This window comes from Devosia sp. 1635, assembly GCF_013185955.1.
Taxonomy (GTDB): Bacteria; Pseudomonadota; Alphaproteobacteria; order Rhizobiales; family Devosiaceae; genus Devosia.
In genome coordinates this window covers 22,407-45,991 of record NZ_JABAOM010000008.1, presented here as the reverse complement: position 1 = coordinate 45,991, position 23,585 = coordinate 22,407, and the positions used below count along the sequence as shown (strand labels likewise).

Here is a 23,585-nt window from a genome sequence, read left to right as displayed (position 1 = left end):
GCCCTCAACTATAACGGATGCGCGGGTCGAGCCACGCGAGCAAAAGATCAGAAATCAGAGTTCCGATGACGGTCAGCACCGACAGCATCAGGATCATGGCCCCGGCGAGGTAGACGTCCTGCGAAATCAAGGCGCGCAGCAGCAACGGTCCGGTCGTGGGCAGATTGAGCACGATGGCCGTCACCGTCGCCCCGGAAACCAGTTCTGGCAGGGTCCAGCCGATGGTCGACACAAAAGGATTAAGCGCGGCCCGAACCGGGTATTTGAAGATCAATCGCCACTCGGACAGCCCCTTGGCCCGGGCGGTTGTCACGTAAGGCTTGTAAAGCTCGTCTAAAAGATTGGCGCGCATGATGCGGACCAGCGAGGCAATGCCGGAGCTTGCCAGCACGATAACCGGAATAACAAGGTGCTGGGCAAGATCGAGAAATTTGTCCCAGCTCCAGGGCGCGTTGGCATATTGTGCCGAATAGAGCCCGTCGATGCTCATCCCGAACAGCCGCAGCGAGATATACATCAGCACAAGTGCTAGAACGAAATTGGGAACAGCAAGGCCCACGAAGGACAGGAAAGTGGCTATGTAGTCGCCGGCCGAATATTTACGCACTGCCGAATAGATCCCTACCGGCAGCGCAATCAGCCAGGTCAAGACCAGAGCGGTGAAGGCCAGCACGAAAGTCAGGCCAAGCCTAGCCCAGAGCAAATCAGAAACCGGGACGTCGAAATCGAAGGAGCGGCCAAAATCGCCTTCAAAGATTATGTTGGAAATCCAGATCCAGTACTGCACCCAGATCGGCTGATCCAGACCATACTGCTGGCGCAGCATGGCCAAGGTCGCCGGATCGACCGAGTCGCCCTGTGCCGACATTTGCGCTGCCAGCGAGGTGACAAAATCGCCCGGCGGCAGCTGGATCAGCAGGAACGCCACTATCGAGATCGCGATCATAGTCGGAATCATATAGATAACGCGTTTTACGACATATCGCAGCATGGCAGCCTATTCCCTCCAACGCCCCTGCTTTACCCGGCTCACTTGGTCCACAGGTCTTCCGCTGTCATGCGGTTGATCATGGGCTGGCCGGAGCGATAGCGCTTGAAATTGTCGGTGATAACGTCGAGTGAACGGTCAACTTTGTCCGGTACTGCCGCGGTGAAATGGGGCGTGATCAGGACATTCGGCGCGGTCCAAAGCGGATGGCCCTTGGGCAAAGGTTCTGGATCGGTAACGTCCAGCCCCGCCCCGGCCAGGTGACCCGAATGTAGCGCAGCAATCAAGGCGTCCTGGTCGATAACGCCCCCGCGCGCCAGGTTGACAATGATGGACCCCGGCTTCATCCGGGCGATTGCATCGCCGTTGATCAGGTGATGGGTAGCATCGGACAGATTGAGCACGAGCGCCAGGACGTCGGCACGCTCGAGAATGGGACCGATCGTGTCACCCTTGTCGGCACTGAAGATCTCATCGACGCCCTCCGGCTTGGGCAGGTCGCGACGGCGATAGCCTAGCACGGTCATGTTGAAGGATTTGGCGCGCTTCGCCAGTTCGACACCAGTATGGCCCATGCCCAGGATGCCGATGGTGCGGCCATAGAGGGCGCGAAGGTCGAACATGGACGGCGTGCGGAACCATTCCTGCCGCTTCTGCGCCTCATAAAGATCGGGGTAACGGGAGCACAGCATCAGCGCGAACATCAGCACATGCTCCGCCAGCGCCGGGCCGGAACGGCCAGCCGAACCGGTGACGATCAGACCGCGCTCGAACACTTCGGGCTTGGCTGACTTGGTCAGCCCGGCATGATCGCAATGGATCCAGCGCAGCTTGGGGGCATTGATGAACCGCTCGTCCAAATCGCCGGCGAGGATGGCGATCTCTGCAGTTTCGAGTGCCTGATCGACGGCTACCCTATCGCGTGGATTGACAGCAAGGAGAAGATCGGACCCGACCGCCTCCACCAGCCGATCCCAGTGCCGTCCTTCGAAGGGCACGGTCTTGTCCACCATCACAACGCGTTGGCTCATAGTCTATCGCCCTTATCTTGATTTTCTTGGACGGAGCGTCGAACGCCCCGTCCTGGGAGAAACGCACTTTTCGGAGCGCCGGAAGTTATTGCGCTTCGATGAAGTACTGCTCGGGATTGGTCGGCGCCGGGGTCGGATAGATCCAGGATGCCGGCATCGAGGCGGGGACGTTGAGGAAGTTGGTCTTCTTGACGCCGTAGCCGTTGGACTGCCAGGCCACGCCCATGGTCCAAAATTCCTCGGCTGCGATGTTGAGGATCTCGTTCATCAGCCGCACCTGCTCTTCCGGATCGGGAGAAGCCTGCAGTTCCCCATAGAGCTCCATCTGCCGGAGTGCGGCTTCGGGAGGCTCTTCAGGCTGAACCTGCGATGTCTCAGTGTTCACGTCCAGAAACCATGCGGTCCAGGCCGGGGCCCAATAATAGCTGTCATTATTGGAAGGGAACCACCAGCGTGGGTCAAGCACCACTTCTTGGCCGGCGCCACCGCCACGCTCCCATGCCACCCCTTCCAATTCGCCCGCATCCTGCCGGGTCTGGATCAGCGTTCGGTCGAGAGGCGTCGGCACCATGCGGATGCCGACCTTTTCCCACTGAGCCGCGATCAACTCCAGGGCGTCGCCGAAAATCGGTACGGCAGCGCTATAGGCATAGCTGATCGCTAGGGGCTGCCCGTCAGGACGCAGCCGCATGCCATCGGCACCGCGTTCAGGGAGCACCTTATCCAAGTATTCGTTGGCAAGCTCGACATCGTACTCGGTGTATTGCTTGGCCAATTGTTCGTTGTAATAGACCGATCCCGGCATGACGGAGGTCTGAGCCACCTCACCTTGCCCGATCCACACGACGTCAAGAACTTCCTCCCGGTCCATGCCGTGCGACAGCCCGATGCGGAAATCCTTGCTCTGGAAAAGCTCCTGCAGGACCGGATCACGATGGTTCAAGTTGAACATCATGATCATGTAGTTCGGGCTGGCTGGTGTCTGCTCGAAGAATTCGTAGCCGCCACGCTCCTGCCCCTCGAACAGCACCGGACGGTTCGCCGGCGTCGCGAGGCTACGATCCTGGAAGTCGATCTCGCCGGCCAGCGTCTTGGTGACAAGCACCTGCGGATCGGAGAGGATGTCGAAGGTGCGCGTATCGATATAGGGCAACTGGTTACCCTCCGTATCGACCTTCCAGTAAAAGGCATTGCGCTCGGCAGTGGCGCGCGATGCATCTCCCGAACCGTAACCGGTGGTGAAGACCCACGGATTCACCGTCGGTACGTCTGGGTTGGCCCAGAAATTGGCTTTGCTGGTCAAGAGCCCAACCCAGTCGGCCTGCCCCGAAGCGGCGATCTCAGCGTCGATATCGTCGCTATAGTCGGGATGGAATTGCTCGAGATAATGACGCGGGTAGCGAACCGCAGCGTTGTCCAATGGACGGGCAGTCGCCAGATATTGCAGGAACAGGCCCTTTGGATTGGCGAAGGTGAACTTAAAGGTCACATCGTCAATCATCTCGAACTCGACGGGCGAACCATCGGTATTGATGAACGGCTCCTGCGCCGATGGCGTGAACTGGGAGTTGAGGAACAGGTCCTCGTACCAGAAACGGATATCGTCGGCGGTAAAGGGCGCACCGTCGCTCCAGCGCATGCCTTCGCGTAGGGTGAAGGTGAATTCCGTCGCGTCGTCGCTCACATCAACGGCTTCAGCGATGTTCGGGATGACTTCCGTCCAATCCGGACTCCAGCGCATCAGATTCTCGTAGGACAGCGTTCGCAGAATCCAGCCATCGTCCGAGCCGCCCATCAGGGCAGAATGCCAATTGCCACCGAAGTCACCCACGCGATCAACGGGGGTCACCACCAGTGGGCTGGATGGAATGCGCTCTACGAGCGCTGGCAGATCCCCGGCCGCCACCATCTCTTCAAGCATTGAGGATTCGCCACCCGTGGCGGCGATGGTCAGAATAGCGCTCGCAATTCCCGCTAGAGCGCCGGCGCGCAATCTCGCGCTGAGCATAGATGTCATTTCAGTCCCTCCTCGTTTTCAGGACCAGGCGGAACCTCGGCATTTACCACAGCCCGCCGGCGGCGGCTCCGGGGCCAAAGCTCCGAGAACCGCGGGACCTAGCTTATTAGCATCTTGTCAATTATTCAACGCAAGTTGTTCTGAATTGTAAAAATAAGTTCTCTAGAGAATGGAGCCTTTGAAGCAGAGGCTTGGACGGTGACCGCCGATCTATCTCAATTGCCAATGGTTGGTGGAAATCCGGCACCTCAGCAGATGGGCCCGCATAGCCTCCCTCGCCGCTTCACAGTCTTGATGGACGATGGCCTCGAAAACCAGCTGATGCTGTTCGTTGATGGCGGAGATCTTTTCGCTCGTTTTCAGCCCGCATGCGGTTCGGGCATAGAGCATGCCCTCGAAGATCGTCGCTTTTAATGACTGCAGCACGCTAACATAATAGTCGTTGTGCGATGCGCGGGCGACAAGCATGTGGAACTCAAAATCCTCGTTGAGGCCTGGCTTCCCGTTGTATTGCAGATCTTCCATCTGCTTCATCATCCCGGACAAGGAAACGAGATCGGCCGACGTACGCTTGCGCGCTGCCGCCGCAGCCGCTTCACCCTCGATACCCATTCGGAATTCGAAGCAGCTTCTCCCTGATTGCACGTCAAACGATGAGATCGCGATCATTGATGCTCCTCCACATCAAGGCAGCGCCTGCATTGCACCCTGAGCAAACCATAACACGGCCGGCCTTTCAGGCAATGTCCATGACCCTATTCCCCGACCTGTCCGGTCATCAATTTCGTGCGCGCCCATTGCAGGTGGCGCCGCATCGCATCACGCGCCGCATCGGCATCGCGCGAAGCGATCGCCTCCACGATCGCTGCGTGATGGTCCTGGACAAGTCGCTGAAAATTACCCTGGCCGACTCCGAAGGTCCAGCTGATTCCCAGGCCGAACATGATATGCACGCGCAGCGACTCCAGGCTATTTAGATAGAAGGGATTGCCGGACGCGCTGGCGACCGCGCGATGGAAGTCATAATCACCTTCGGGCAAGGGCGCCCCTTTACCCAACCGAGCGGCGGCATCTCGAAGCTCTGCAAGTTGCTGCTCGGTGTGGCGCCGCGCCGCCACAGCGGCCGCTTCCCCCTCAATTCCCTCCCTGAAATTGAGGAACGAGTCCAGATCAGCAATGCTTGTCAGAGGCGGGAATTGGACCTGCGGCTCGCTGATTACCGGCGCCACTCCAGGCCGGACGAAACTGCCAGATCCCCGGCGGGATGAAACAAGACCTTCTTCCCGTAGGGCTGCCAATGCTTGGCGCACGACCGGCCGCGATACATTGAACTGCTTGCACAGTTCAGCCTCCGAGGGCAATCGCGACGATGGCGCCCATCTTCCCTGCATTATGAGGGCGCGCATCTCATTGCAAACCACACTCGAAAGGCCCTGATGAGGGCCTACTGCTTTGGCCTCGTCTTGGACGATCAACAGCTTTCCCCAAACTTGTTCATTAGGAATTTGCCCCGCAAACGCATTTTTGACAACTAACAAAAGCAGAAATGTCAAATTCGGCCACCATCAGCCAAACTCGGGCTTTAGCGGACAGCACACCCCACAAGTTAGCATACCTTGCTCGCAAAGGCGTAAACGCTAAAATACAAACTTGTTATATCTGCTCTAATTTGTTAGTCGAGTCTGACAGCAGGTTCGCAGAAACGCACAAGGTTGGGGGGCCGCACCATGGCAACGATTGGATTTATCGGCTTGGGGACCATGGGACAGCCAATGGCTGAGCGGCTTATTGAGGCTGGCCACAAGCTGCAGATCAATCGGGTCAAACCGCGTTCCCAGCATCTAGTGGAAAGAGGGGCGCAAGCAGCGGACACACCCGAAGCGGCCGCGCGCAATGCGGACGTCGTCATTGTCATGGTGCCGGACACGCCCGATGTCGAGAGGGTGCTGTTCGGACCAAACGGGGCTGCATCCGGGCTGGCCCGCAACGCATTGCTGATTGACATGAGTTCAATCGCGCCGGTGGCAACGCAGGAATTTGCAGACCGTATTCAGAAGCAGGGCGCGCGCTATCTGGACGCACCAGTATCCGGTGGCGAAGTCGGGGCCAAGAACGGCTCGCTGACGATCATGATCGGCGGTGCGCCCGAGGATTTTGAACGGGCGAAACCTATTTTTGAGGTGCTGGGCAAGAACATCACTCACGTCGGGCCCGTCGGCTGTGGCCAAGTGGTCAAGGTAGCCAATCAAATCATTGTGGGCCTGACCATCGAATGCATAGGCGAGGCTTTCCTTTTGGCCGAGCGCGCCGGTGTCGAACTAAGCATTCTCAAAACAGCTCTCATGGGCGGCTTTGCCCAATCGCGGATTCTCGAACTGCATGGCCAGCGGATGATCGAAGAGACCTTCGAGCCGGGGTTTGCGCTCAAACTGCACCGCAAGGACCTCAACATTGCGCTGGAAACGGCGAGAAACCTCGACATCTCGCTCCCGAACACCGCCGGCACCGTTCAATTGATGAATGCGGCTTTGTCACGTGGGCTTGGCGGTAAGGATCACTCGATCCTTTTCAGGGCACTTGGCGATATTTCGCCGGCATGAATCATGACTGTTGAACTAGGCCCGTTCTGAAGCTGTCGCCGGAGAGCGACGTCGGAAAAGCTGGACGGATCATCGAGTAGGAAGGCAGATGAGCGCGCCTTGGAGGTGCGGAGGAGGTTCCTTGAACTTGACGGCCACGATCTTTGCCAAAGCGACGCGAAGGGGAGGAAGTTTTTGATGACCTCTACAGCTGCCCACACGAACATCGCCCCGTCCAAGCGTGCGCGCCGCTCGCGCAACCGGCAGAACCTTGAGGCCTATCTGTTCCTGCTGCCCTGGTTCGGTGGCATGATCGCCCTGACGGCAGGTCCCCTCATTGCCTCTCTCTACATGGCCTTCACCGATTTCGACATGTTGCGGACCCCGAACTGGATCGGGCTGACCAATTTCGTCGACATGTTCATGTACGACCCACGCTACAAAAGGGCGCTACAGGTTACGTTCACCTATGTGCTGATCGGGGTACCACTGAACCTCGTCGTCGCATTAGGTATCGCCGTTTTGCTCAATCAGAAAGTGCGTGGGCTGGGACTTTTTCGAGGGGTCTATTATCTGCCGTCGCTGTTGGGCGGCAGCGTCGCAGTTGCTGTCATGTGGCGCCAGATTTTTGGGGGGGAAGGCGTCGTAAACCAGGGACTTTCGGTCTTTGGCATTGATGCGCCGAACTGGATTTCCACCCCCAACTACGCGCTGTACACGCTGGTTCTGCTGCATGTTTGGCAGTTCGGTTCGGCAATGATCATCTTCCTAGCCGGCCTGCAACAGGTTCCCAACGAGCTTTATGAGGCCGCGGAGATCGACGGCGCCAGCAAGTGGCAGAAGTTCTGGAGTGTCACCGTTCCGATGATAACGCCGGTGATCTTCTTCAATCTGGTTCTGGGCATCATCAACTCGTTTCAGGCTTTCACGTCCGCATACATCGTCAGCGGTGGCAGCGGTGGACCTGCGGATTCAACACTCTTTTACACGCTCTATCTTTACCAGGAGGGCTTCACCAGCTTCCGCATGGGCTACGCGTCCGCCATGGGATGGGTGCTGCTCCTGATCATCGCCGCCTTTACCGGTCTCAATTTCTGGGCGTCCCGTCGCTGGGTCCATTACGGAGACGAGAGATGACCGTTGCCGCCCCTGCCTATGTGCCCCGCAAAAAACCGCTCTCGCTCTCCCGCGTCACAACCTATGCGGTTCTGATCGGCGGCGCCGTCCTCATGATCTATCCGCTGCTCTGGATGTTGATGAGTTCGATCAAGTCCGATAGCGAAATCTTCAGCAATCCTGCTGCCCTGCCCACCCACTTGGACCTGGGCAATTACATCACCGGCTGGTTTGCCACCAGTCCGAGCTTTACCCAGTACTACATCAACTCCTTCATGATCTGCCTGGGTGCGGTCATCGGCAATGTGCTGGCCTGCTCGCTCACCGCCTATGCCTTCGCCCGGCTCGATTTCCCGTTCAAACGCTCTCTCTTTACGATCATGTTGCTGACGCTGATGCTGCCATCGCATGTGCTGCTCATCCCCCAATATGTGATGTTCGCGCGAATGGGTTGGGTGAATACCTATCTTCCGCTTATCGTGCCGAAGTTCCTCGCCACGGACGCGTTTTTTATCTTTCTTATGGTGCAGTTCATCCGGCGCATTCCGCGGGATTTGGACGAGGCTGCTACCCTCGACGGCTGCAGCACGTTCCGGATTTTTACCAGCATCATCTTCCCGTTGCTCCAACCGGCGCTGATTACCACAATCATCTTCACGTTTATCTGGACTTATAACGACTTCTTCCCGCAGCTTATCTACCTGACCTCGCCTGAATCGCTGACGGTGCCGGTAGGGCTGCGCACGCTGGTCGATTCCTCAGGCGGCGCCTATGGCCAGCTGCTCGCGATGTCGGCCCTAAGTCTGATCCCAACATTTATCGTGTTTCTAATCTTCCAGCGCAGGCTGGTGGAAGGAATTGCAACTTCGGGGCTAAAGGGCTGAGCGTAACAGCCTCCCCCGCCAACCGCCTGCGCAGCAGGCTTCGAGGAGGAGTGACTATGTATCGTCGATTCAACCTTTCACGGCGCAGCGTTGTTTTGGGCGGCACCGCCGCTTTGGGCGCGCTAGCCTTTGGAACCATGGGCGCTCGCGCTCAAACAGGACCGGTTCGCTTCGGCATATTCGGCAATGCCGAAAAGCTCGCCATCAGGGGCAATTCGGTCGCACGCTATGCAGAATTGCATCCCGATATCAACGTCGTCTATGAGGGCGTGCCAAGCGATGCCTGGCCGGACAAGATCGCCGCCATGGTGGCCGGCGGCAATGCCCCGGACGTGATCACGCTCAGTAGTGGCGATCTGGAGCAATATGCCACCCGAGAGGCCCTGGAGCCGCTGGACGCCTATATTCCCGACCCGATCCGCGGGAACCTGTTCGAAAAGGCGGTGCTCGATCTCGGCCGCGTTAACGGAACGCTCTATGGCATACCCATTGCCGTCTCCATCCAAGGCCTTGGTTACAACCAGTCTACCATCGAACGGCTTGGCCTCGACGCGCCACCGGAAAGCTGGAGCTACGACGATTTCGCCGTTTATTGCGCCGAAGTTCATAAGGCAGATCCTAGTATGTTTGGGTCTCATGATGGCGGCGCGCGGCTCGGCGACCTCAGCATGTATGTCGTGGCCCAGGGGCGAACCTTGTTCAACGAGAACGAGCTTGGCGTTAGCGTCGACGAAGTAGCCGCCTGGCTTGAATACTGGAGCAAGATGCGCGAAAGCGGCGGCGCCGTTCCGCCCGACTTGCAGGCCCAGTTTACCGGCACCGAATGGCCAAACAGCCCGCTGGTGCGCGGCCGCGCCATCTTTGCCAGCATGGCCTCACAGGATCTCGCCGGGGGCTATCAGGCCCTCACGACGGATACGCTGAACATGATGGCAATGCCATCCCCAGCAGGCGCCGACAATCCTGGTTATTTCCCGCGTCCCACCAGCTCGCTGGCGCTCAACGCGCGCAGCAATTTCAAGCAGGAGGCCGCCCACCTAATGGACTGGTTCGTCAGCGATCCGGCTTCGGCAAGCATTTTGGGCCTGGTCAGCGGTCCGCCAGCATCACGTCCAGCGCTCGAGGCAGTTCTTGCCCTTGAGGGCATCAGCGAAGTGGACCAGAAAGTGCTGCGTCACAGTCAGGCCGCCCTTGCCCAGGCCAATCCAGCGCCACCGGTGCACCGGGGCGAGCGTGCGGTCAGCGACCTCATGCGCCGCGTGAATGAAAATGTCGGTTTCGGCACCTACAGCGTTCAGCAGGCCGCCGAGGAGTTCGTCACTCAGGGCAACGCGCTGCTGCGCCGCGCCTGACATGCCGGGCCGGCCCCCGTAGGGGCGGCCCACCCAATTCTTCGGGAAGATCCCAGATTTCATCAGGAGTATACCATGTCTATAGGCGCCGAGCCTTCGACCAATAATCTAGCGACCGAAGGCACAGGATGGTGGCGCAGCCCGTTCTCCGTCTTCCAGACCAATCTGCAGGAAGTCGACGCGGTCATGGATGTGGAGAAAGTACTCGACATCATTGAGGAGCATGGCGCTGATACATGGCTGATCAATACCGGCGGTATCGTTTCCTTCTATCCCAGCGACCTGCCGTTCCAGACCCGCAATCCGTTCCTCGTCGAGCGCAAGTCCGGGGACCTTATCGGCGATGCCGTAGCAGCGGCGCACAAGCGCGGTGTTAAGGTCCTCGCCCGTTGCGACTTTTCAAAGATGGCCACCGGGATCGCCCAGGAGCATCCTGACTGGCTTTTCGTCTCGCCAAAGGGCGAACTGCAGATCTACAACACACTTTATAGCGCCTGCCCCTCGGCGGATTATTATCAGCACCGCTCGCTCGATATCCTCGACGAGATCATGGACCGATACCCGGTCGATGGCTTCTTCTTCAACTGGTTCGGCTTTTCCGAAACTGACTATAGCCGCGTCTATCATGGCGTCTGTCACTGCGAGAAATGCCAGGCGACCTTCTCCGAATATAGCGGCGGCAAGGAATTGCCCGACGGCCCGGACCACCCCAATTATCCCGAATGGCTGCGCTTCTCCAATGGCGTCATCCGGACCCTGGCAACCAAGATTTCAGACCACATCCTTGCTCGTCGGCCGGATGCCGGGCTTATTTTGAGCCGTGGCGCACCGATCATCTATTATGAAGCCAATAATGCCTTCGGGCGCGAACTCTGGCACCATGCAACGTCGGAAAATGTCAGCGCCCATATGACGGGTCTGCCCGAAATCTCGCTGATGGTGAATTCCGTCTCGTTCGTGGACATGCCTTATCGCATGGCCGGCGAGCAGCCCGAGCTCTTCGCACAATACTTGCTGCAGGCTATCGCCCGTGGCGGCAATCCGTCCACCTACATTATGGGTGCTCCCGGCCGCATCCCTTATGCCAACCTGCCGCTTGCCGGCGAGGTCTCGCGCTTCTTCCGCGACCATAAGGACGTGTATGCCAAACTGCAGCCAGGTGGTGGCATTGCCCTTGCGCGTCCCGATCGCCTACGCGCTGCCAATCCGGGCTATGGCGAAAGTGTCGAGGAATTCCGTGGGCTCTACAGCGCCTTCAAGGAAAAACACATTCCCTTCGACGTCATCGGCGCCGATCTCATCGCCAAGATGGATGCCGAGGGCCTGCTCAAAAAATACAAGCTTGTCGTGTTACCGGATCTCGGTTCTCTTGGCAGCGACGCTGCAGCGGCTCTCGACCGCTTCGTCACAGCAGGGGGTGACGTCGTCCTTACCGGATCGAGTGGAATTACCGCCCATGGTGGTGTGGAGATGGTGACCGCACCTTCGATCATGCGAGTCGGCACGCCCGACAGGGGACAGGCCTTATGGGCGACCTATGTCTCGACCTCCGAACAGCCGGCCGCCCAAGCCTTTCACTATGCGGCGCCCACCGTGCCGGTCTACGGCAGCTATGCCCATTTCGTCTGGAAGCCGACGGCTGAACGCATCGGCGTTATGCTGCCGCAAGCCCCTTTTGGTCCGCCAGAGAAATGCTATGGGCATGTGACCGGGGGAGAGCCGGCTGCGGCCGGAGCAAGCCGGAATGGCAGGGTTATCCAGATCCCTTGGACCGTGGGTCGAACCTATCGTGAATTCGGCACCTCCGAAGTGCGTGACTATTTTCTCGGCACCATCGAGAAGGTTCTGCAAACCGAAGTCGAGGCTATGCTGCCCGAGCAGGTGGAGATGATCGTCGGTCGCGACGATGCTGGCCTTGTCATTCACCTGATCAATCAGACCGGCGCCCGCCGCAAGTCCTTTGGACCGCACGTTCCGGTCGAGGGCGGCACGCTCCGCATCAAGGGCGCCTCAGGAACTGCCGACTTTTTGGTTTCCGGCAGTGCTGCCAACATCAGCGAGAGCGAGGACGGCATCGAAATTACCCTGCCGCGACTCGATCTCTACGAAGTCATCCGGGTGCCTCTGGCCAAATAGAACGAAACCGGACCGGTCCCAAACCGGTCCGGCTTATCCTTCGGGAGGACAAACATGGCAGACGTTACCATCGCTAAAGCCGACAAGTTCTACGGCGGTTTTCATGCACTCAAACAGGTCTCGGTCGACATCCGGGATGGGGAATTCGTCATTCTGGTCGGCCCTTCGGGATGCGGGAAATCCACGCTGCTGCGCATGATCGCGGGACTGGAGGAGATCAGCGACGGCGATATCAAGATCGGCGGCCGGATCGTCAATGATCTGCCGGCTAAGGAACGCGACATTGCCATGGTGTTCCAGAACTATGCGCTTTACCCCCACATGAACGTCGAGAAGAACATGGCGTTCTCGCTGCGCATCAAGAAGGTGCCGCAGGACGAGATTGTGCGCCGCGTCGCCCGTGCCTCCGAGATCCTCGGCCTGGGTGCCCTACTGGATCGCTATCCCCGCCAGCTCTCGGGGGGGCAGCGCCAGCGAGTGGCAATGGGGCGGGCAATCGTGCGCGATCCGTCGGTCTTTCTGTTTGACGAACCACTGTCAAATCTCGATGCCAAATTGCGCGTGCAGATGCGCGCCGAAATCAAAGCACTGCATCAGCGGCTCAAGACCACCACCGTCTATGTCACTCATGACCAGGTCGAGGCCATGACCATGGGCGACCGCATCGTCGTCATGCATGATGGCATCGTTGAGCAATTCGGCACGCCGCTTGACCTCTATGACAAACCGGCCAATATATTCGTTGCCAGCTTCATCGGTTCTCCGGCGATGAACATCCTTACAGGGTCTGTGGAAAGTGTGGATGGGGTCAATCGCTTCCGCAGTGTTGCAGGAGCGATCTGGCCGCTGCCGTCCAGCGCCACAGTCCTGCCGGGGCAAGCCATAGCCTACGGAATTAGGCCAGAGCAGATCAGGCATGAAGCGGGCAATCTTCGAGTAACCATCGATGTTGTGGAACCAACGGGCGCCGACACGCTCGTACATGGACGATGCCGAGACAATATCACGCTTTACTTCCGCCAGCGCCTAGATCTTCGTCCTGGCCAGGAAATCGATGTCGCAATAGATGCGGACACAGTGCACTTGTTTGATGGAGCTACTGGCGCGCGGTTGAACTGACCAATGATGGGTGGTGAAGCTGCCGCCAGTGCGCGTGAAAAGTGTCATTTATCCGGCCTTTTGTTACTGGCAATGGGTCGAAAGCCGCCTCCGGACCTACAATGATCGCGCCGCTTCAAGCGCGCGACCGCGCGATGTGCGCAGGTCAACGAGTGGGAGGGGATAATTGATGCCTAACTCAACTCCTGCCCTACTCAGTATCTCCGGGGGAGCTTCGTTCGGCCGATGCACGCATTTGTCGGGCAACAGACCAAGTTCGGGCACCCAGCGACGAACATAGTCACCGCCGCCATCGAACTGTTCTCCCTGGAGCACCGGATTGAAGATGCGGAAATAAGGAGAAGCATCCAATCCGGAGCCGGCGATCCATTGCCAATTTCCGGGATTGTTCGCCTCGTCCGCATCAAACAGGCAATCCCAAAACCACTGCTCCCCAATTCGCCAGTCCACCAGGAGGTTCTTGGTGAGGAACGACGCCGTAAGCATACGCACGCGGTTCTGCATAAAGCCTGTTGCCCACAACTCCCGCATGCCAGCATCGACTATCGGGATACCAGTCTGGCCGCGGCCCCAGGCCTTGAGCTCTTCCCCGCCGTCCCGCCACTGCATGCCTCCATACTTCGCCTGCATAGCGACGGTGGCTATATCTTCCCGATGGTAAAGCTGGTGATAGTTGAAGTCCCGCCAAGCTAGTTCGGAGAGCAGCTTGTGTACGGCCTCCGTCTTGTCAGGATGGGCATGACTGAAAGCCTGGGCCGCATGCCAGATCTGTCGCGGCGTTATTTCACCGAAGCGTAGATGCGGTGACAGCCTTGTTGTGCCCTCCCGCTCCGGAAAGTCCCGCGCCAGTGGGTAAGCGCCTAGGGCGTCCTCCAGAAAAACATGTAACTTGGTGTGCGCTGCAGCTTCTCCAACTTGGCTTGAGCCAGCAAACTTGTCCGACCAACGTGGTGGCTGATAGGTTTGATCGACGGCAGGGAGTTGAAGCGGCTCGTGAGGGTCCGGCAGGCCGGCAGGAGCGTCGATATGCTTCTGCTTTAGTGCATTTCAGAAGGGGGTGTAGACCGAATAAGGCCGGTCCTGTCCCGTAGCTAGGGTCCAGGGTTCGGCAAGAACATTGCCTGGTAGCGACTCCGCTCCGATACCCTGAGCTTGCAGCGTGTCTTTTATCCTTGCGTCGAGAGCGCGGGCCGCCGGCCCGTAGCGCCGGTTCCAGTACACAGCGACCGCATCATAATCTGAAACCGTTTGGGCGAGGACCTTCTCGGTCTCGCCGGTACGGACTTCCAGCATGATGCCGCGACCGGCGAGAGCAGCACTGAGCCTTGCAAGGCTCTGATGCAGCCACCATCGCCCAGCCGCGCCGACCAACCGGATGCCACTGGTTGTTTCATGCACATAGAGCACAATAACCCTGCGGCCGTCCTGGGCCGCGCGCATCAATGCTGGGTTATCTGCCATCCGCAGATCGTTGCGTAGCCACGCGATTGCTGTTTGAGCCATAAACACCTCCCCAGGCTATACGCCTGAATCAGCCGGGGAGTTTCAGCTCACCAGTAAAGCGGTCCAATATCGATCCGCCCCCATGCGGTAAACGTAGCAATGCCCGGGAACGATGATGATCGTACCGACCGCCTTAGCGAAATTGCCACGCACTGTCCGACGAAGATCATTTGGAATTGATCCCTCTGATAGCGACGGCGAGCATCGGGAAGCGGTCGTTAGAAGGCCGCCCGTAGACGCTCTCCACCTCCGCCAGGCCGGCAAAGCCTCTACAGCGTTTTGCTAGCTACTGCTGCGTCGCGGTAAGGCAAAGGCGGGTACTGCAGCCCTCGTTGACCCGATAGCCCTCGGTTAACGCGATGGGGCAACGACTTGGCCTCCTCTCCCACAAGCTCCCCGTCCCGAACATATTGAAGGTCGGAGCCGTAGAGGCGTGCTAGGAGCGCCGCCTTGAGCGTTTTCATTACACGCTCGTGCTCAGCAGAGCCGCTAAGATCCCGACATTCAGTGGGGTCACGGTCCAAGTCAAAGAGCTGGAAGTGATTGCCGACGGGGTACCAGATCAATTTATAGCGGCCGTCATGGACCATGCGGGTCCCTTCAATTCCTTCCGAACACTCACCGTAAAATATTGCGCGGCGTCCTGTCCCAAGCATGGAGACGCCAGTACAATTTGAAGGCACGGAGATGCCGCAAAGCTCGAGCAGCGTGACCATCACGTCCTGAAGGCCAACAAGCCTGTCGTCAATTTTGCCGGGAGATGCTGCTCCCGTGTCCGAGGCGGCTCCCATCAGGATCATTGGAATATTGGCCGACGCCTCGTACATCAGCCGCTTGGCATACAATCCATGATCACCGAGCATGTCGCCGTGGTCACTGGTAAAGAGGATCACCGTGTCATCGAGGATCCCCTCCTCTCTCAACGTCCCAATTATGACACGGAGCTGGTGGTCGATATGGGTGCATAGCGCCATGTACGCACGGCGCATGTCAGCGAGCTGTTCGTCTGGCATATCCGCCCAGTAGTCACGAATGCTCTCAAGTGCAGGGGGCAACTTTTGACGGGACCAGTCGCCTTCAATCCTCGGTGGTGCCGGTCGCCGGGCATATCGGTCGAAGTAGCTGGCCAGGGGAGTCAGCGGCGGGTGCGGCGCCGTAAAAGACACATACCAGAAGCCGGGTCGGGTTGGGTCGCGTCGTTTGATGGTTCTGGCGGCCATGGATGCAATCCAGTTGGTGGAATGCAGTTCCTCGGCTAGGTGCCACGTGCGCCAGCTGTATTCATTATTGCCCATGCCGTGGAGAAAGTGCTCTCCCGGATGACCACTGGCAGCGAGGAACGCCTCATAGTCGTCCACAGTCCCGTTAAGTTGCCGGCCTTCCTCTGCGAGGATCACGTCGTCGAAGCCGATCCGATCACGTTGAGGGAACACGTGGAGCTTACCCACTGCAGTGGCCTGATACCCGGAAGCCCGGAAGCAACTTGCCAAGCTCGGCATCTCCGGCATGCGCAGCGTGCCCTGCGCGACCCGATCTCCATGTTTCTGAGGGTCGGTGCCCGTCATCATACTGCGCCGTGCCGGCACGCAGACCGGGCTTTCGGAGTAAGCATTGGTGTAGCGAACGCCTGCACGAGCGAGCGAGTCAAGGGTGGGCGTCTCAATCGTCTGGTGGCCAGCCGCTCCCATAAGGTAGGCAGGCCACTCATCAACAGTGACGAGCAGAACATTCTTAGCCATACGGCGTTCCTAGATCTATTGGGCCCTAGCGAGAATATCCGCTGCGCCTTGCACCAAGGCGGCACCCCCGTCTTGCGGGCTGCGGGATCCAAAGGCTACCTCCTGGCTGGTCACCAACAACAGGTCAGTGACTTCACCCGCGCCTGGGGGAGACTGGGGTGGCAGGGTACCAACCAGGGCCCCGATGCTGGCGATGTATTCCACTGAAAGCCGTTCGCCCTCACTGATGCTGCTGGCAATGGCCTCCTGGACGCGAGGAGCCACTGGTATGCCCCGCTCAGCGCCGAGGATCTTGGCGGCTTCGAGATCCTGAGTAAAGAACGCCAAGAACTTGACCGCCTCCTCGGAGTGCTGGGTAGCTGCCGAAATGCTGACACGGGTCGCGGGCCTCAAATAGTGGCCCGGCTCAGCATCCGGGCTTACGACCGGGTAGGAGGTGAGCGTGATATTCTCAGGCACTAGGTTGCGGGTCGGGCCAATCGCATTGGCCAGGCCGAAGTTAACAGCGGCACGCCCCTGAACCAAAACGGAAGTCTCAACCGTATTCTGGTCGGTCGCCTGCACGTCCGCGGGTACACAAGCCCCTTTTTCCCGCATCTCGGCCCACAACGCGAACCAGTCCGCGGCGTCGGCTTCGGCAAATGCCAGCTCGCCAGCCGCTGTGTAGAGGCTCTTGCCACGCTGCCGGAGGTAGTTCTCAAAAGGCACTTCAACGCCGCTTGGGTCAGACGTGCCGAAAAACCGGTTCCTCGGTGTCGCCTCGGCGAACCGGATCGCCCGCTCCATGAACTCGTCGTAGGTAGTCCCAATGGTGGGCGCCTCCACACCAGCCTCAGCCCAGGCGTCAGAGTTGATATGAAGCGCTGCGCAGTTCACGCCGAAGCTGACCCCGTAGAGCTTACCGCCTACGCGGTTCGCGTCCACTTGATCGGCTGGTATTTGGCTCAGGTCCAGTAAATTGCCGAGATACTCATCAAGCGGCAGCAAGGAACCGCGAGACGCATATTCGGCGATATAGCGGAAGTCCATCTGGATGATGTCAGGCGCATTGCCCCCGACGACTTGGGTCGCCAGCCGGGTAAAGAACTCGCCGAATGGAGCCGTTTCCCCGGCGAGCGTGATGCCCGGGTTTTGCGCCTCATACATTACCATCACGCTCTCGGTTCGGGTCAGCCGATCCTGATTTCCCCACCAGAAGAACCGGAGTTCGACATCCCCCTGAGAAACCGCAGGTTTAAGGCCGCTGGCTAAGGCTCCCAAGGTTGCACCGGTTCCCACCACAAAGGCGCGTCTGGACAGTCTGATCATGGCGAGCTCCTCCTCATTTGGCCATTGTTGCTTATAAGAGTCTTGTATGGAAGAGGCTTGAATTTCTCAGATGTGGTGCCAGTGCGAAGTTGGCTTTACGCCCATGCCTGATCTTCGAGGTCTCTTCAAAAGCCGTCACGACCTGCCAAAAACGTCGTCCCGCGAGGCCCTGTGGTCAACTCGACCCAGCTCAAATATGCGGCGGATGCAAAGGCGCGCCAGCCCTCCTCCCGCCGACCGGAAGCGTTCTGCATCAGGCACATGACCGGACTCACCGAATCCTTTGCCAATACGTTTCGCACGCTCACCAGAGACCTCAGGTGAAAATGGACGATGCTCCCCCCGAACCAACAAAGCCAATGCGCATCTGCCGACGATCCGACGAAGCTGCTTGGTAGATCGCTGAACTCAGAGGTGCTGCCAGATATCAATGAACATGCGTAGCGAGGTGATGGTAAGAAAGGCCGCGAACGCATAGCCAAGCGTCTTGCGCGGCAGATTGTGCGCCACTCTTGCGCCCCAGGGCGCGACCAGCATAGTGAGCGGCGCCAATGCGACCAGGGCGAGCAGGTTCACATAACCTAAGGAGCCGGCGGGCAGGCCGGGTTCGTTCCAGCCGGCAACTGCGTAGCCGATGGTACCTGGGATCGCGATAATGAACCCAATTGCGGACGCCGTGCCCACCGCGCGGCGAATATCATAGCCAAACGCCGTCAGGATCGGCACGCTGAGCGTGCCCCCGCCGATACCCATCATGGCCGAGATCATGCCCACGAAAAAGCCGGAGATCGCCTTAACTACCCAGTTGGGGAATCCGTCGGCAACCGCCACGCTATTGGCACGAACAACCATGTTGATGGCGACCAGCAGCGCCACGACGGCAAAAACAATGGTGAGGACGAGGCCACTGACCACCCCGCCAATCGCAGTACCGGCCACCACGCCAATAAAGATCGGGATGCCCCAGGATTTAAGCAGCGCGAAATCCACTGCCCTTCGCTTGTAGTGGCTAGACGCCGATGCAAGCGAAGTGAAGACGATGGTAGTCAGCGAGGTCGCGACGGCGATCTTCATGCGAATATCGGGATCCACACCCATGCCGCCGAGCACGAAATACAGGATCGGCACGATAATAATGCCGCCTCCTACACCCAGCAGGCCGGCAACAAAGCCGCCCACAAGACCCGCAAAGATCATGGCGGCGATCCAGATACTGTAATCCGTGAGCATATCGGCAGACATAAGTGACCAGTTCTAGTGTTGGCGTGCCGAACCTGGAATGGCGGCGAGCAGTTGGCGCGTATAATCGTGCTGGGGATGGAGGAAGATGTCGCGCGTTGCTCCGATTTCGACGATCTCACCCTGGCGCATTACCGCCATGCGGTCACACACTTGCGCTGCGACATGCAGATCATGGGTGATAAACAGCATGGCAAGGTTTAGCCGAACCTTGAGCTCCTCAAGCAACTTGAGGACCTGCGCCTGCACGGTGACATCCAGTGCGGAAACGGCCTCGTCTGCTACTAGCACATCAGGCTCAAGCGCGAGCGCGCGGGCAATGCCGATGCGCTGGCGCTGCCCGCCTGAAAACTCATGCGGCAACCGCTCCGCGGCTTTGCCATCAAGACCCACTAGCTCCAGCAGCGACCTGGCCTTTTCCAGGGCATTGGTGCGAGACACCCCCCGGGCGATCGGACCATCAGCGATGCTAAGGCCGACCTTCCGACGCGGATTGAGCGAGGCGAACGGATCCTGAAAGACCATCTGGATACGGCTGCGCTGCTGGCGTAATTGCTCGCCGCGCATGGCACCGTAATCCTCGCCCCCCAGATAAATGTGACCCGTGTCCGGCTCGCTGATCCGTGTCACCAGTCGAGCCACCGTGGATTTTCCGGACCCCGATTCACCTACAAGGCCTAACGTCTCGCCGCGTCTAATCTCAAAATTGACTCCCTTGACGGCATGAACCGTGCGACCGTTTTGTCCGAAAAGGCCACCCTTGGTGCGGAAGGACTTGGTTAATCCCACTACGGACACGGCAAGGGGCTGCTCAGCTTTGATTGGCCGTACCGCCGGCGTGCCTGATGGAACAGCTGCCAGTAGCGCCTTGGTATACGGATGCTGGGGGCGCGACAGGACCTCGTCGGCCGTCCCCTGTTCCACCACGGTGCCTTTTTCCAAGACCAGAACCCGATCGGCGATATCCGAGACCACACCAAAGTCATGGGTGATGAAAATTACAGACATGCCACGTCGCTGCTGAATCTCGCGCATCAAGCGAAGGATCTGAGCTTGCGTCGTCACGTCGAGCGCCGTGGTCGGCTCATCGGCGATCAGCAGCGCCGGCTCAAGCGCCAACGCCATTGCAATCATTGCCCGCTGCCGCTGGCCGCCAGACAACTGATGAGGGAACGCCTTGATGGTGCGCTCGGGATCCGGCAGTTGCACTTCACGTGCCAGGTCCAGCGCCCGCGCGCGCCGCTCGGCGGGCGAGAGCAGGCCATGGGCTTCGAAGACCTCGGCAATCTGGTCTTCGATGCGCATCGCCGGGTTGAGCGCCGTCATGGGCTCCTGAAAGATCATACCGATGCGCCGCCCGCGCAATGCACGAAATGAAGCCGCATCGGCCTGGATCAGGTCGGTGCCCTCAAACAGCGCTGCCCCGCGCTCGATGCGGATGGCGCGGGGTAGTAAGCCCATAAGCGTTTGCGCACAGAGCGACTTGCCCGAGCCGGATTCGCCAACAATGCAGAGAATTTCACCCGCCGGCAGGTCGAAGCTAAGATCGGCCAAGGCATATTCACGATCGGCGCCGCGGGGCAGCCGCAAGGCCAGATTCTGCACGGAAACGGTGGGCTTGGAAGCGGAATGGCTTGGCGTTTGCATAATCAATATCCCAGCGCGATGCCGTCCTTTCGATGATCCGATGCGCCCCAGAGCACGCCTCGCTCGTGGTCAATCCAGATGGCCTGGCAGCCCCCGAGTGGCTCGTCCGCCCAACGGGTCCGGTGCCCGCGCGCCTCGAGGTCCGCTTTGGTCTCCGCGTCGATTGTGGGCTCAAGGCTGATAGCACCTTCAGTGAAAAAGCTACGCGGCTGGTCAGACGCCGCTTGCACGTCGTGCCCCCGATCCAGCACTTGCGAGAGGAAATGGGCGTGGCCTGTGGCCTGATACTGCCCGCCCATGACACCAAAGCTGGACACGGGTTTGCCGTCCTTGCTGACCATAGCCGGGATAATCGTGTGGAATGGTCGCTTACCCGGCGCCATAGCATTGGGGTGACCTGGCTTGAGTGAAAATCCAGCCCCCCTGTTCTGCAGCAGCACCCCTGCCTTTTTGGCGTATATGCCACTACCGAACGAGAAGAAGAGGGAGTTGATCAGCGACATGGCGTTACCATCGCGGTCAACCACGCTGATGTAGACAGTATCGCGGTGCACCGGCAGATCCCAGCTTTGGACACTCGTGACGCGGTCAAGCGAGATGCGGGCGCGCAGGGCATCGATGTTGATGTCCGCCAGCACCTCCTCAACGCTCACCGTCATGCCCGCTGGATCGGCAATCAGCGCGTCCCGCTGCCGATACGCCGCCTTGGTTGCTTCGGCCAACAAATGGATCCGGTCCGCATCTGTGAGGCTTGTATCGGCCATGTCAAAGCCTTCAAGCAGCCGCGCTATGATCAATGCTGCCAGTCCCTGCCCGTTTGGTGGGCATTCATGAAGCACATGGTCACGATAGGCGGCAGTTATCGGCCGGGTGGTTTCGGCAGCAAAGCTGGCGAGGTCAGCCGCATCGTGAAGGCCCCCTGCTGCGCGCAACGTGGCGACGATATCCTCGGCCACTTCGCCTTCGTAAAATGCGCTACGCCCATCGCGCGCTATCCTGCGCAGTGTCGCGGCAAGCGCAGGATTGCTCAGCCGGTCGCCCGTCCTCGGAGCATGCCCACCCGGCAGGAACTGCTCTGCAGCATCGGGATGACCCGCCACGCGGTTGGCGTATCGCGCCCAATCTAGCGCGACCCGAGGCGGAATGGTGAACCCGTTTTCGGCCGCTTCGATTGCTGGCTGCAGGATACGATCAAGACCGAGCTTGCCGTGTTCAGCGCTTAGCCGGCACCAAGTGTCCACGGCACCAGGCACAGTAACTGCGTGCACCGAAAGATCCGGAATGCTGGTCCAGCCCATGTCGAGATAGGTGTCGAGCGTTGCGGCTCGGGGTGAGCGCCCCGAACCGTTATACGCGACCATTGTGCCACTCGCCGGCGCGTAAAGGGCAAAGCAGTCGCCACCGATGCCGGTCATGTGCGGATCAATCACCCCTTGCAATGCCACCGCTGCAATGGCTGCGTCTACCGCATTGCCGCCTGCTTTGAGGATTTCCACTGCGGTCAGCGTGGTTAGCGGATGCGAGGTCGCGGCCATGCCGTTCTGGGCCAGTGCCACGGACTTGCCGGGCACCATGAAATCGCGTTCAGGCATAAGGCTGCTCCTTGAGGGTGGGTGCAGGCAGCTGCGTGGCAGCCACTTGAGCAATGATCAGTTTGGACCGGGTGTGCCCGCTGCGTTCCGGCAGCGCAAACCTCGAATGCGCGCCGGTCACGGCATTGCCTCCAAAGGTTTCGCCTCGGGCATAGGGATGTCGTATCCTGGCGTTTGGAAGAGGCTCTTGCGCAACCAATCGAGGCTGTTGGCCACTGTGCCATATAGGCCCGCCCGACTGCCCAGCTGGCTTATGGTACATTGCGGCGGCGATGGCATGCAGAGCGGAAGGAAGTGCTGCACGCGCTCCAGCAGTTCGGGGCGAGCCCCGATGCTGCCGCCAAGAACAACTCGTTCGGGATCCACCACTGCAGACACTGCCAAGATGGCTTCGGCGAGGGTTCTGGCGACGGCATCAAGCGTGGCGGCGGCAATGCGATCGCCTTCAGCGACCCGATCCACTATCTGACGGACCGTAAGGCCCGCAACGCCCCCCCAGCCTTCATAGCGCCCCCGAATTGCGACGCTGCCAATGCTCGTTTCGAGGGCACCGGCGTGAAAGGTGCGGCCGTCAAATGCGTCAGCGCCGACTGGTAGGGTAGAGATTTCGCCGGCGGCTCCGCGCGCACCACGTAATATCTGCCGTTCATTGATGATGCCCATGCCAACACCGGTACCAAGAGCGATGAAGACAAAGTTGTCCACGTCTCTGCCCTCACCCATCCACTGCTCGCCCTTGGCCGCCATGTTCACGTCATTACCCACGTGAACAGCAAAGCCGGTTGCGGACTCGAGACGCTCGGCTAGTGGCGATCCCTCCAGGCCGGCAATGTTGGGGACCATGAACAAGCGCTTGGAACGCTCGTCGTAAGCACCGGGAATGCCGATCGACCCCATAAAGATGCGCTCCTTGGGAACGCCCGCCCGACCTGCCAAGTTAGCGCTCATGCGAGCCAGCTGAGCAATCACCTGCTCGCCCCCCCTCGCATCGGTCGGCTCGATCATTTCTGCGAGGATGGTTCCATGCATATCGGCGAGGGCTGCCTGAACCTTGGTGCCGCCCACATCGGCTCCGAACACCAGCGCCCGGTCTGCGCACAGCTCATAAGTAGCGGCGCTGCGTCCCACCCCCCCTTGGGTTTTGCCGGCAATCTGCACCCACCCTCCGCCCTCAAGATCACGAAAGACTTCGGACATGGTCTGCTTGGACAAGCCCGTTAGACGCGCCAGTTCAGCCCGGGACACAGCACCACGATCCAGCAGCACGTGGACGACCGTGCGCAAGGTGATCTGGCGCGTTGTTGCAAGGCCGGAAAGATCGATCATAAAGCGGGC

The 23,585-nt window shown here is 59.4% G+C and carries 19 protein-coding genes; 6 read left to right on the top strand and 13 right to left on the bottom strand.

All coding sequences use genetic code 11. The features are described from left to right. Nucleotides 1-4: 4 nt before the first annotated feature. From HRU92_RS20025 to HRU92_RS20005, 5 genes are all read right to left on the bottom strand, one after another. Nucleotides 5-991 (bottom strand): ABC transporter permease, encoded by a 987-nt coding sequence (locus HRU92_RS20025; protein WP_173089135.1) that lies wholly within the window; start codon nucleotides 989-991, stop codon nucleotides 5-7. Between the two features lie 38 nt (nucleotides 992-1,029). Then, nucleotides 1,030-2,019, bottom strand: coding sequence for a D-2-hydroxyacid dehydrogenase (locus HRU92_RS20020; RefSeq protein ID WP_173089133.1), 990 nt, complete (start codon nucleotides 2,017-2,019; stop codon nucleotides 1,030-1,032). A gap of 85 nt (nucleotides 2,020-2,104) precedes the next feature. Then, nucleotides 2,105-4,036: an ABC transporter substrate-binding protein gene (locus HRU92_RS20015; protein ID WP_173089131.1), complete on the bottom strand. Its 1,932-nt coding sequence runs from the start codon at nucleotides 4,034-4,036 to the stop codon at nucleotides 2,105-2,107. Nucleotides 4,037-4,246: 210 nt separating this feature from the next. Beyond that, the gene (locus tag HRU92_RS20010) at nucleotides 4,247-4,705 is read right to left on the bottom strand and encodes an FCD domain-containing protein (RefSeq protein ID WP_173089129.1); all 459 of its coding nucleotides are present in this window, start codon (nucleotides 4,703-4,705) and stop codon (nucleotides 4,247-4,249) included. Nucleotides 4,706-4,791: 86 nt separating this feature from the next. Next, complete coding sequence (locus tag HRU92_RS20005) at nucleotides 4,792-5,589, bottom strand: FadR/GntR family transcriptional regulator (RefSeq protein ID WP_173089127.1); 798 nt, start codon at nucleotides 5,587-5,589, stop codon at nucleotides 4,792-4,794. Between the two features lie 174 nt (nucleotides 5,590-5,763). Between HRU92_RS20005 and HRU92_RS20000 the strand changes: the two genes are divergently transcribed. From HRU92_RS20000 to ugpC, 6 genes are all read left to right on the top strand, one after another. Then, nucleotides 5,764-6,636 (top strand): 2-hydroxy-3-oxopropionate reductase, encoded by an 873-nt coding sequence (locus HRU92_RS20000; RefSeq protein WP_173089125.1) that lies wholly within the window; start codon nucleotides 5,764-5,766, stop codon nucleotides 6,634-6,636. A 177-nt stretch (nucleotides 6,637-6,813) separates the two neighbouring features. Beyond that, nucleotides 6,814-7,752 carry a sugar ABC transporter permease gene (locus HRU92_RS19995; protein ID WP_173089123.1) on the top strand — a complete coding sequence of 313 codons (939 nt, stop codon included), beginning with the start codon at nucleotides 6,814-6,816 and terminating at the stop codon, nucleotides 7,750-7,752. After that, nucleotides 7,749-8,615 (top strand): carbohydrate ABC transporter permease, encoded by an 867-nt coding sequence (locus tag HRU92_RS19990; RefSeq protein WP_173089121.1) that lies wholly within the window; start codon nucleotides 7,749-7,751, stop codon nucleotides 8,613-8,615. The genes HRU92_RS19995 and HRU92_RS19990 overlap by 4 nt, the downstream gene beginning before the upstream one ends. 56 nt (nucleotides 8,616-8,671) lie before the next feature. Beyond that, a complete protein-coding gene (locus HRU92_RS19985; protein WP_173089119.1) occupies nucleotides 8,672-9,967 on the top strand; it encodes an ABC transporter substrate-binding protein in 1,296 nt (431 codons plus the stop codon). A 75-nt stretch (nucleotides 9,968-10,042) separates the two neighbouring features. Next, complete coding sequence (locus HRU92_RS19980) at nucleotides 10,043-12,103, top strand: beta-galactosidase trimerization domain-containing protein (RefSeq protein WP_173089117.1); 2,061 nt, start codon at nucleotides 10,043-10,045, stop codon at nucleotides 12,101-12,103. 54 nt (nucleotides 12,104-12,157) lie between these two features. Next, nucleotides 12,158-13,222, top strand: a complete 1,065-nt coding sequence (gene ugpC, locus HRU92_RS19975) for a sn-glycerol-3-phosphate ABC transporter ATP-binding protein UgpC (RefSeq protein ID WP_173089115.1) — start codon at nucleotides 12,158-12,160, stop codon at nucleotides 13,220-13,222. A 96-nt stretch (nucleotides 13,223-13,318) separates the two neighbouring features. Here the strand turns inward: ugpC and HRU92_RS20690 are convergent, their stop codons facing one another. From HRU92_RS20690 to HRU92_RS19940, 8 genes are all read right to left on the bottom strand, one after another. Next, a complete protein-coding gene (locus HRU92_RS20690) occupies nucleotides 13,319-13,927 on the bottom strand; it encodes an FAD-binding domain-containing protein (RefSeq protein ID WP_248307288.1) in 609 nt (202 codons plus the stop codon). Between the two features lie 342 nt (nucleotides 13,928-14,269). Then, complete coding sequence (locus HRU92_RS20685) at nucleotides 14,270-14,725, bottom strand: deoxyribodipyrimidine photo-lyase (RefSeq protein WP_248307281.1); 456 nt, start codon at nucleotides 14,723-14,725, stop codon at nucleotides 14,270-14,272. A 269-nt stretch (nucleotides 14,726-14,994) separates the two neighbouring features. Then, nucleotides 14,995-16,464, bottom strand: a complete 1,470-nt coding sequence (locus HRU92_RS19965) for a sulfatase-like hydrolase/transferase (RefSeq protein ID WP_173089113.1) — start codon at nucleotides 16,462-16,464, stop codon at nucleotides 14,995-14,997. A gap of 15 nt (nucleotides 16,465-16,479) precedes the next feature. Continuing rightward, on the bottom strand, nucleotides 16,480-17,772 hold the full coding sequence (locus HRU92_RS19960; RefSeq protein WP_173089111.1) for an ABC transporter substrate-binding protein: 1,293 nt from the start codon (nucleotides 17,770-17,772) through the stop codon (nucleotides 16,480-16,482). Between the two features lie 408 nt (nucleotides 17,773-18,180). Next, nucleotides 18,181-19,014 (bottom strand): sulfite exporter TauE/SafE family protein, encoded by an 834-nt coding sequence (locus HRU92_RS19955; RefSeq protein WP_173089109.1) that lies wholly within the window; start codon nucleotides 19,012-19,014, stop codon nucleotides 18,181-18,183. A gap of 12 nt (nucleotides 19,015-19,026) precedes the next feature. After that, nucleotides 19,027-20,658: an ABC transporter ATP-binding protein gene (locus HRU92_RS19950; RefSeq protein WP_173089106.1), complete on the bottom strand. Its 1,632-nt coding sequence runs from the start codon at nucleotides 20,656-20,658 to the stop codon at nucleotides 19,027-19,029. A gap of 2 nt (nucleotides 20,659-20,660) precedes the next feature. Beyond that, nucleotides 20,661-22,250, bottom strand: a complete 1,590-nt coding sequence (gene ggt / locus HRU92_RS19945; protein ID WP_173089105.1) for a gamma-glutamyltransferase — start codon at nucleotides 22,248-22,250, stop codon at nucleotides 20,661-20,663. A 117-nt stretch (nucleotides 22,251-22,367) separates the two neighbouring features. Then, a complete protein-coding gene (locus tag HRU92_RS19940; RefSeq protein ID WP_173089103.1) occupies nucleotides 22,368-23,576 on the bottom strand; it encodes an ROK family transcriptional regulator in 1,209 nt (402 codons plus the stop codon). Nucleotides 23,577-23,585: the final 9 nt, after the last annotated feature.

Bases quoted from the DNA above. Each gene is read 5' to 3' on its own strand.
- HRU92_RS20025 (WP_173089135.1), bottom strand. From the start codon at position 991: ATGCTGCGATATGTCGTAAAACGCGTTATCTATATGATTCCGACTATG.
- HRU92_RS20020 (WP_173089133.1), bottom strand. From the start codon at position 2,019: ATGAGCCAACGCGTTGTGATGGTGGACAAGACCGTGCCCTTCGAAGGA.
- HRU92_RS20015 (WP_173089131.1), bottom strand. From the start codon at position 4,036: ATGACATCTATGCTCAGCGCGAGATTGCGCGCCGGCGCTCTAGCGGGA.
- HRU92_RS20010 (WP_173089129.1), bottom strand. From the start codon at position 4,705: ATGATCGCGATCTCATCGTTTGACGTGCAATCAGGGAGAAGCTGCTTC.
- HRU92_RS20000 (WP_173089125.1), top strand. From the start codon at position 5,764: ATGGCAACGATTGGATTTATCGGCTTGGGGACCATGGGACAGCCAATG.
- HRU92_RS19995 (WP_173089123.1), top strand. From the start codon at position 6,814: ATGACCTCTACAGCTGCCCACACGAACATCGCCCCGTCCAAGCGTGCG.
- HRU92_RS19990 (WP_173089121.1), top strand. From the start codon at position 7,749: ATGACCGTTGCCGCCCCTGCCTATGTGCCCCGCAAAAAACCGCTCTCG.
- HRU92_RS19985 (WP_173089119.1), top strand. From the start codon at position 8,672: ATGTATCGTCGATTCAACCTTTCACGGCGCAGCGTTGTTTTGGGCGGC.
- HRU92_RS19980 (WP_173089117.1), top strand. From the start codon at position 10,043: ATGTCTATAGGCGCCGAGCCTTCGACCAATAATCTAGCGACCGAAGGC.
- ugpC (WP_173089115.1), top strand. From the start codon at position 12,158: ATGGCAGACGTTACCATCGCTAAAGCCGACAAGTTCTACGGCGGTTTT.
- HRU92_RS20685 (WP_248307281.1), bottom strand. From the start codon at position 14,725: ATGGCTCAAACAGCAATCGCGTGGCTACGCAACGATCTGCGGATGGCA.
- HRU92_RS19965 (WP_173089113.1), bottom strand. From the start codon at position 16,464: ATGGCTAAGAATGTTCTGCTCGTCACTGTTGATGAGTGGCCTGCCTAC.
- HRU92_RS19960 (WP_173089111.1), bottom strand. From the start codon at position 17,772: ATGATCAGACTGTCCAGACGCGCCTTTGTGGTGGGAACCGGTGCAACC.
- HRU92_RS19955 (WP_173089109.1), bottom strand. From the start codon at position 19,014: ATGTCTGCCGATATGCTCACGGATTACAGTATCTGGATCGCCGCCATG.
- HRU92_RS19950 (WP_173089106.1), bottom strand. From the start codon at position 20,658: ATGCAAACGCCAAGCCATTCCGCTTCCAAGCCCACCGTTTCCGTGCAG.
- ggt (WP_173089105.1), bottom strand. From the start codon at position 22,250: ATGCCTGAACGCGATTTCATGGTGCCCGGCAAGTCCGTGGCACTGGCC.
- HRU92_RS19940 (WP_173089103.1), bottom strand. From the start codon at position 23,576: ATGATCGATCTTTCCGGCCTTGCAACAACGCGCCAGATCACCTTGCGC.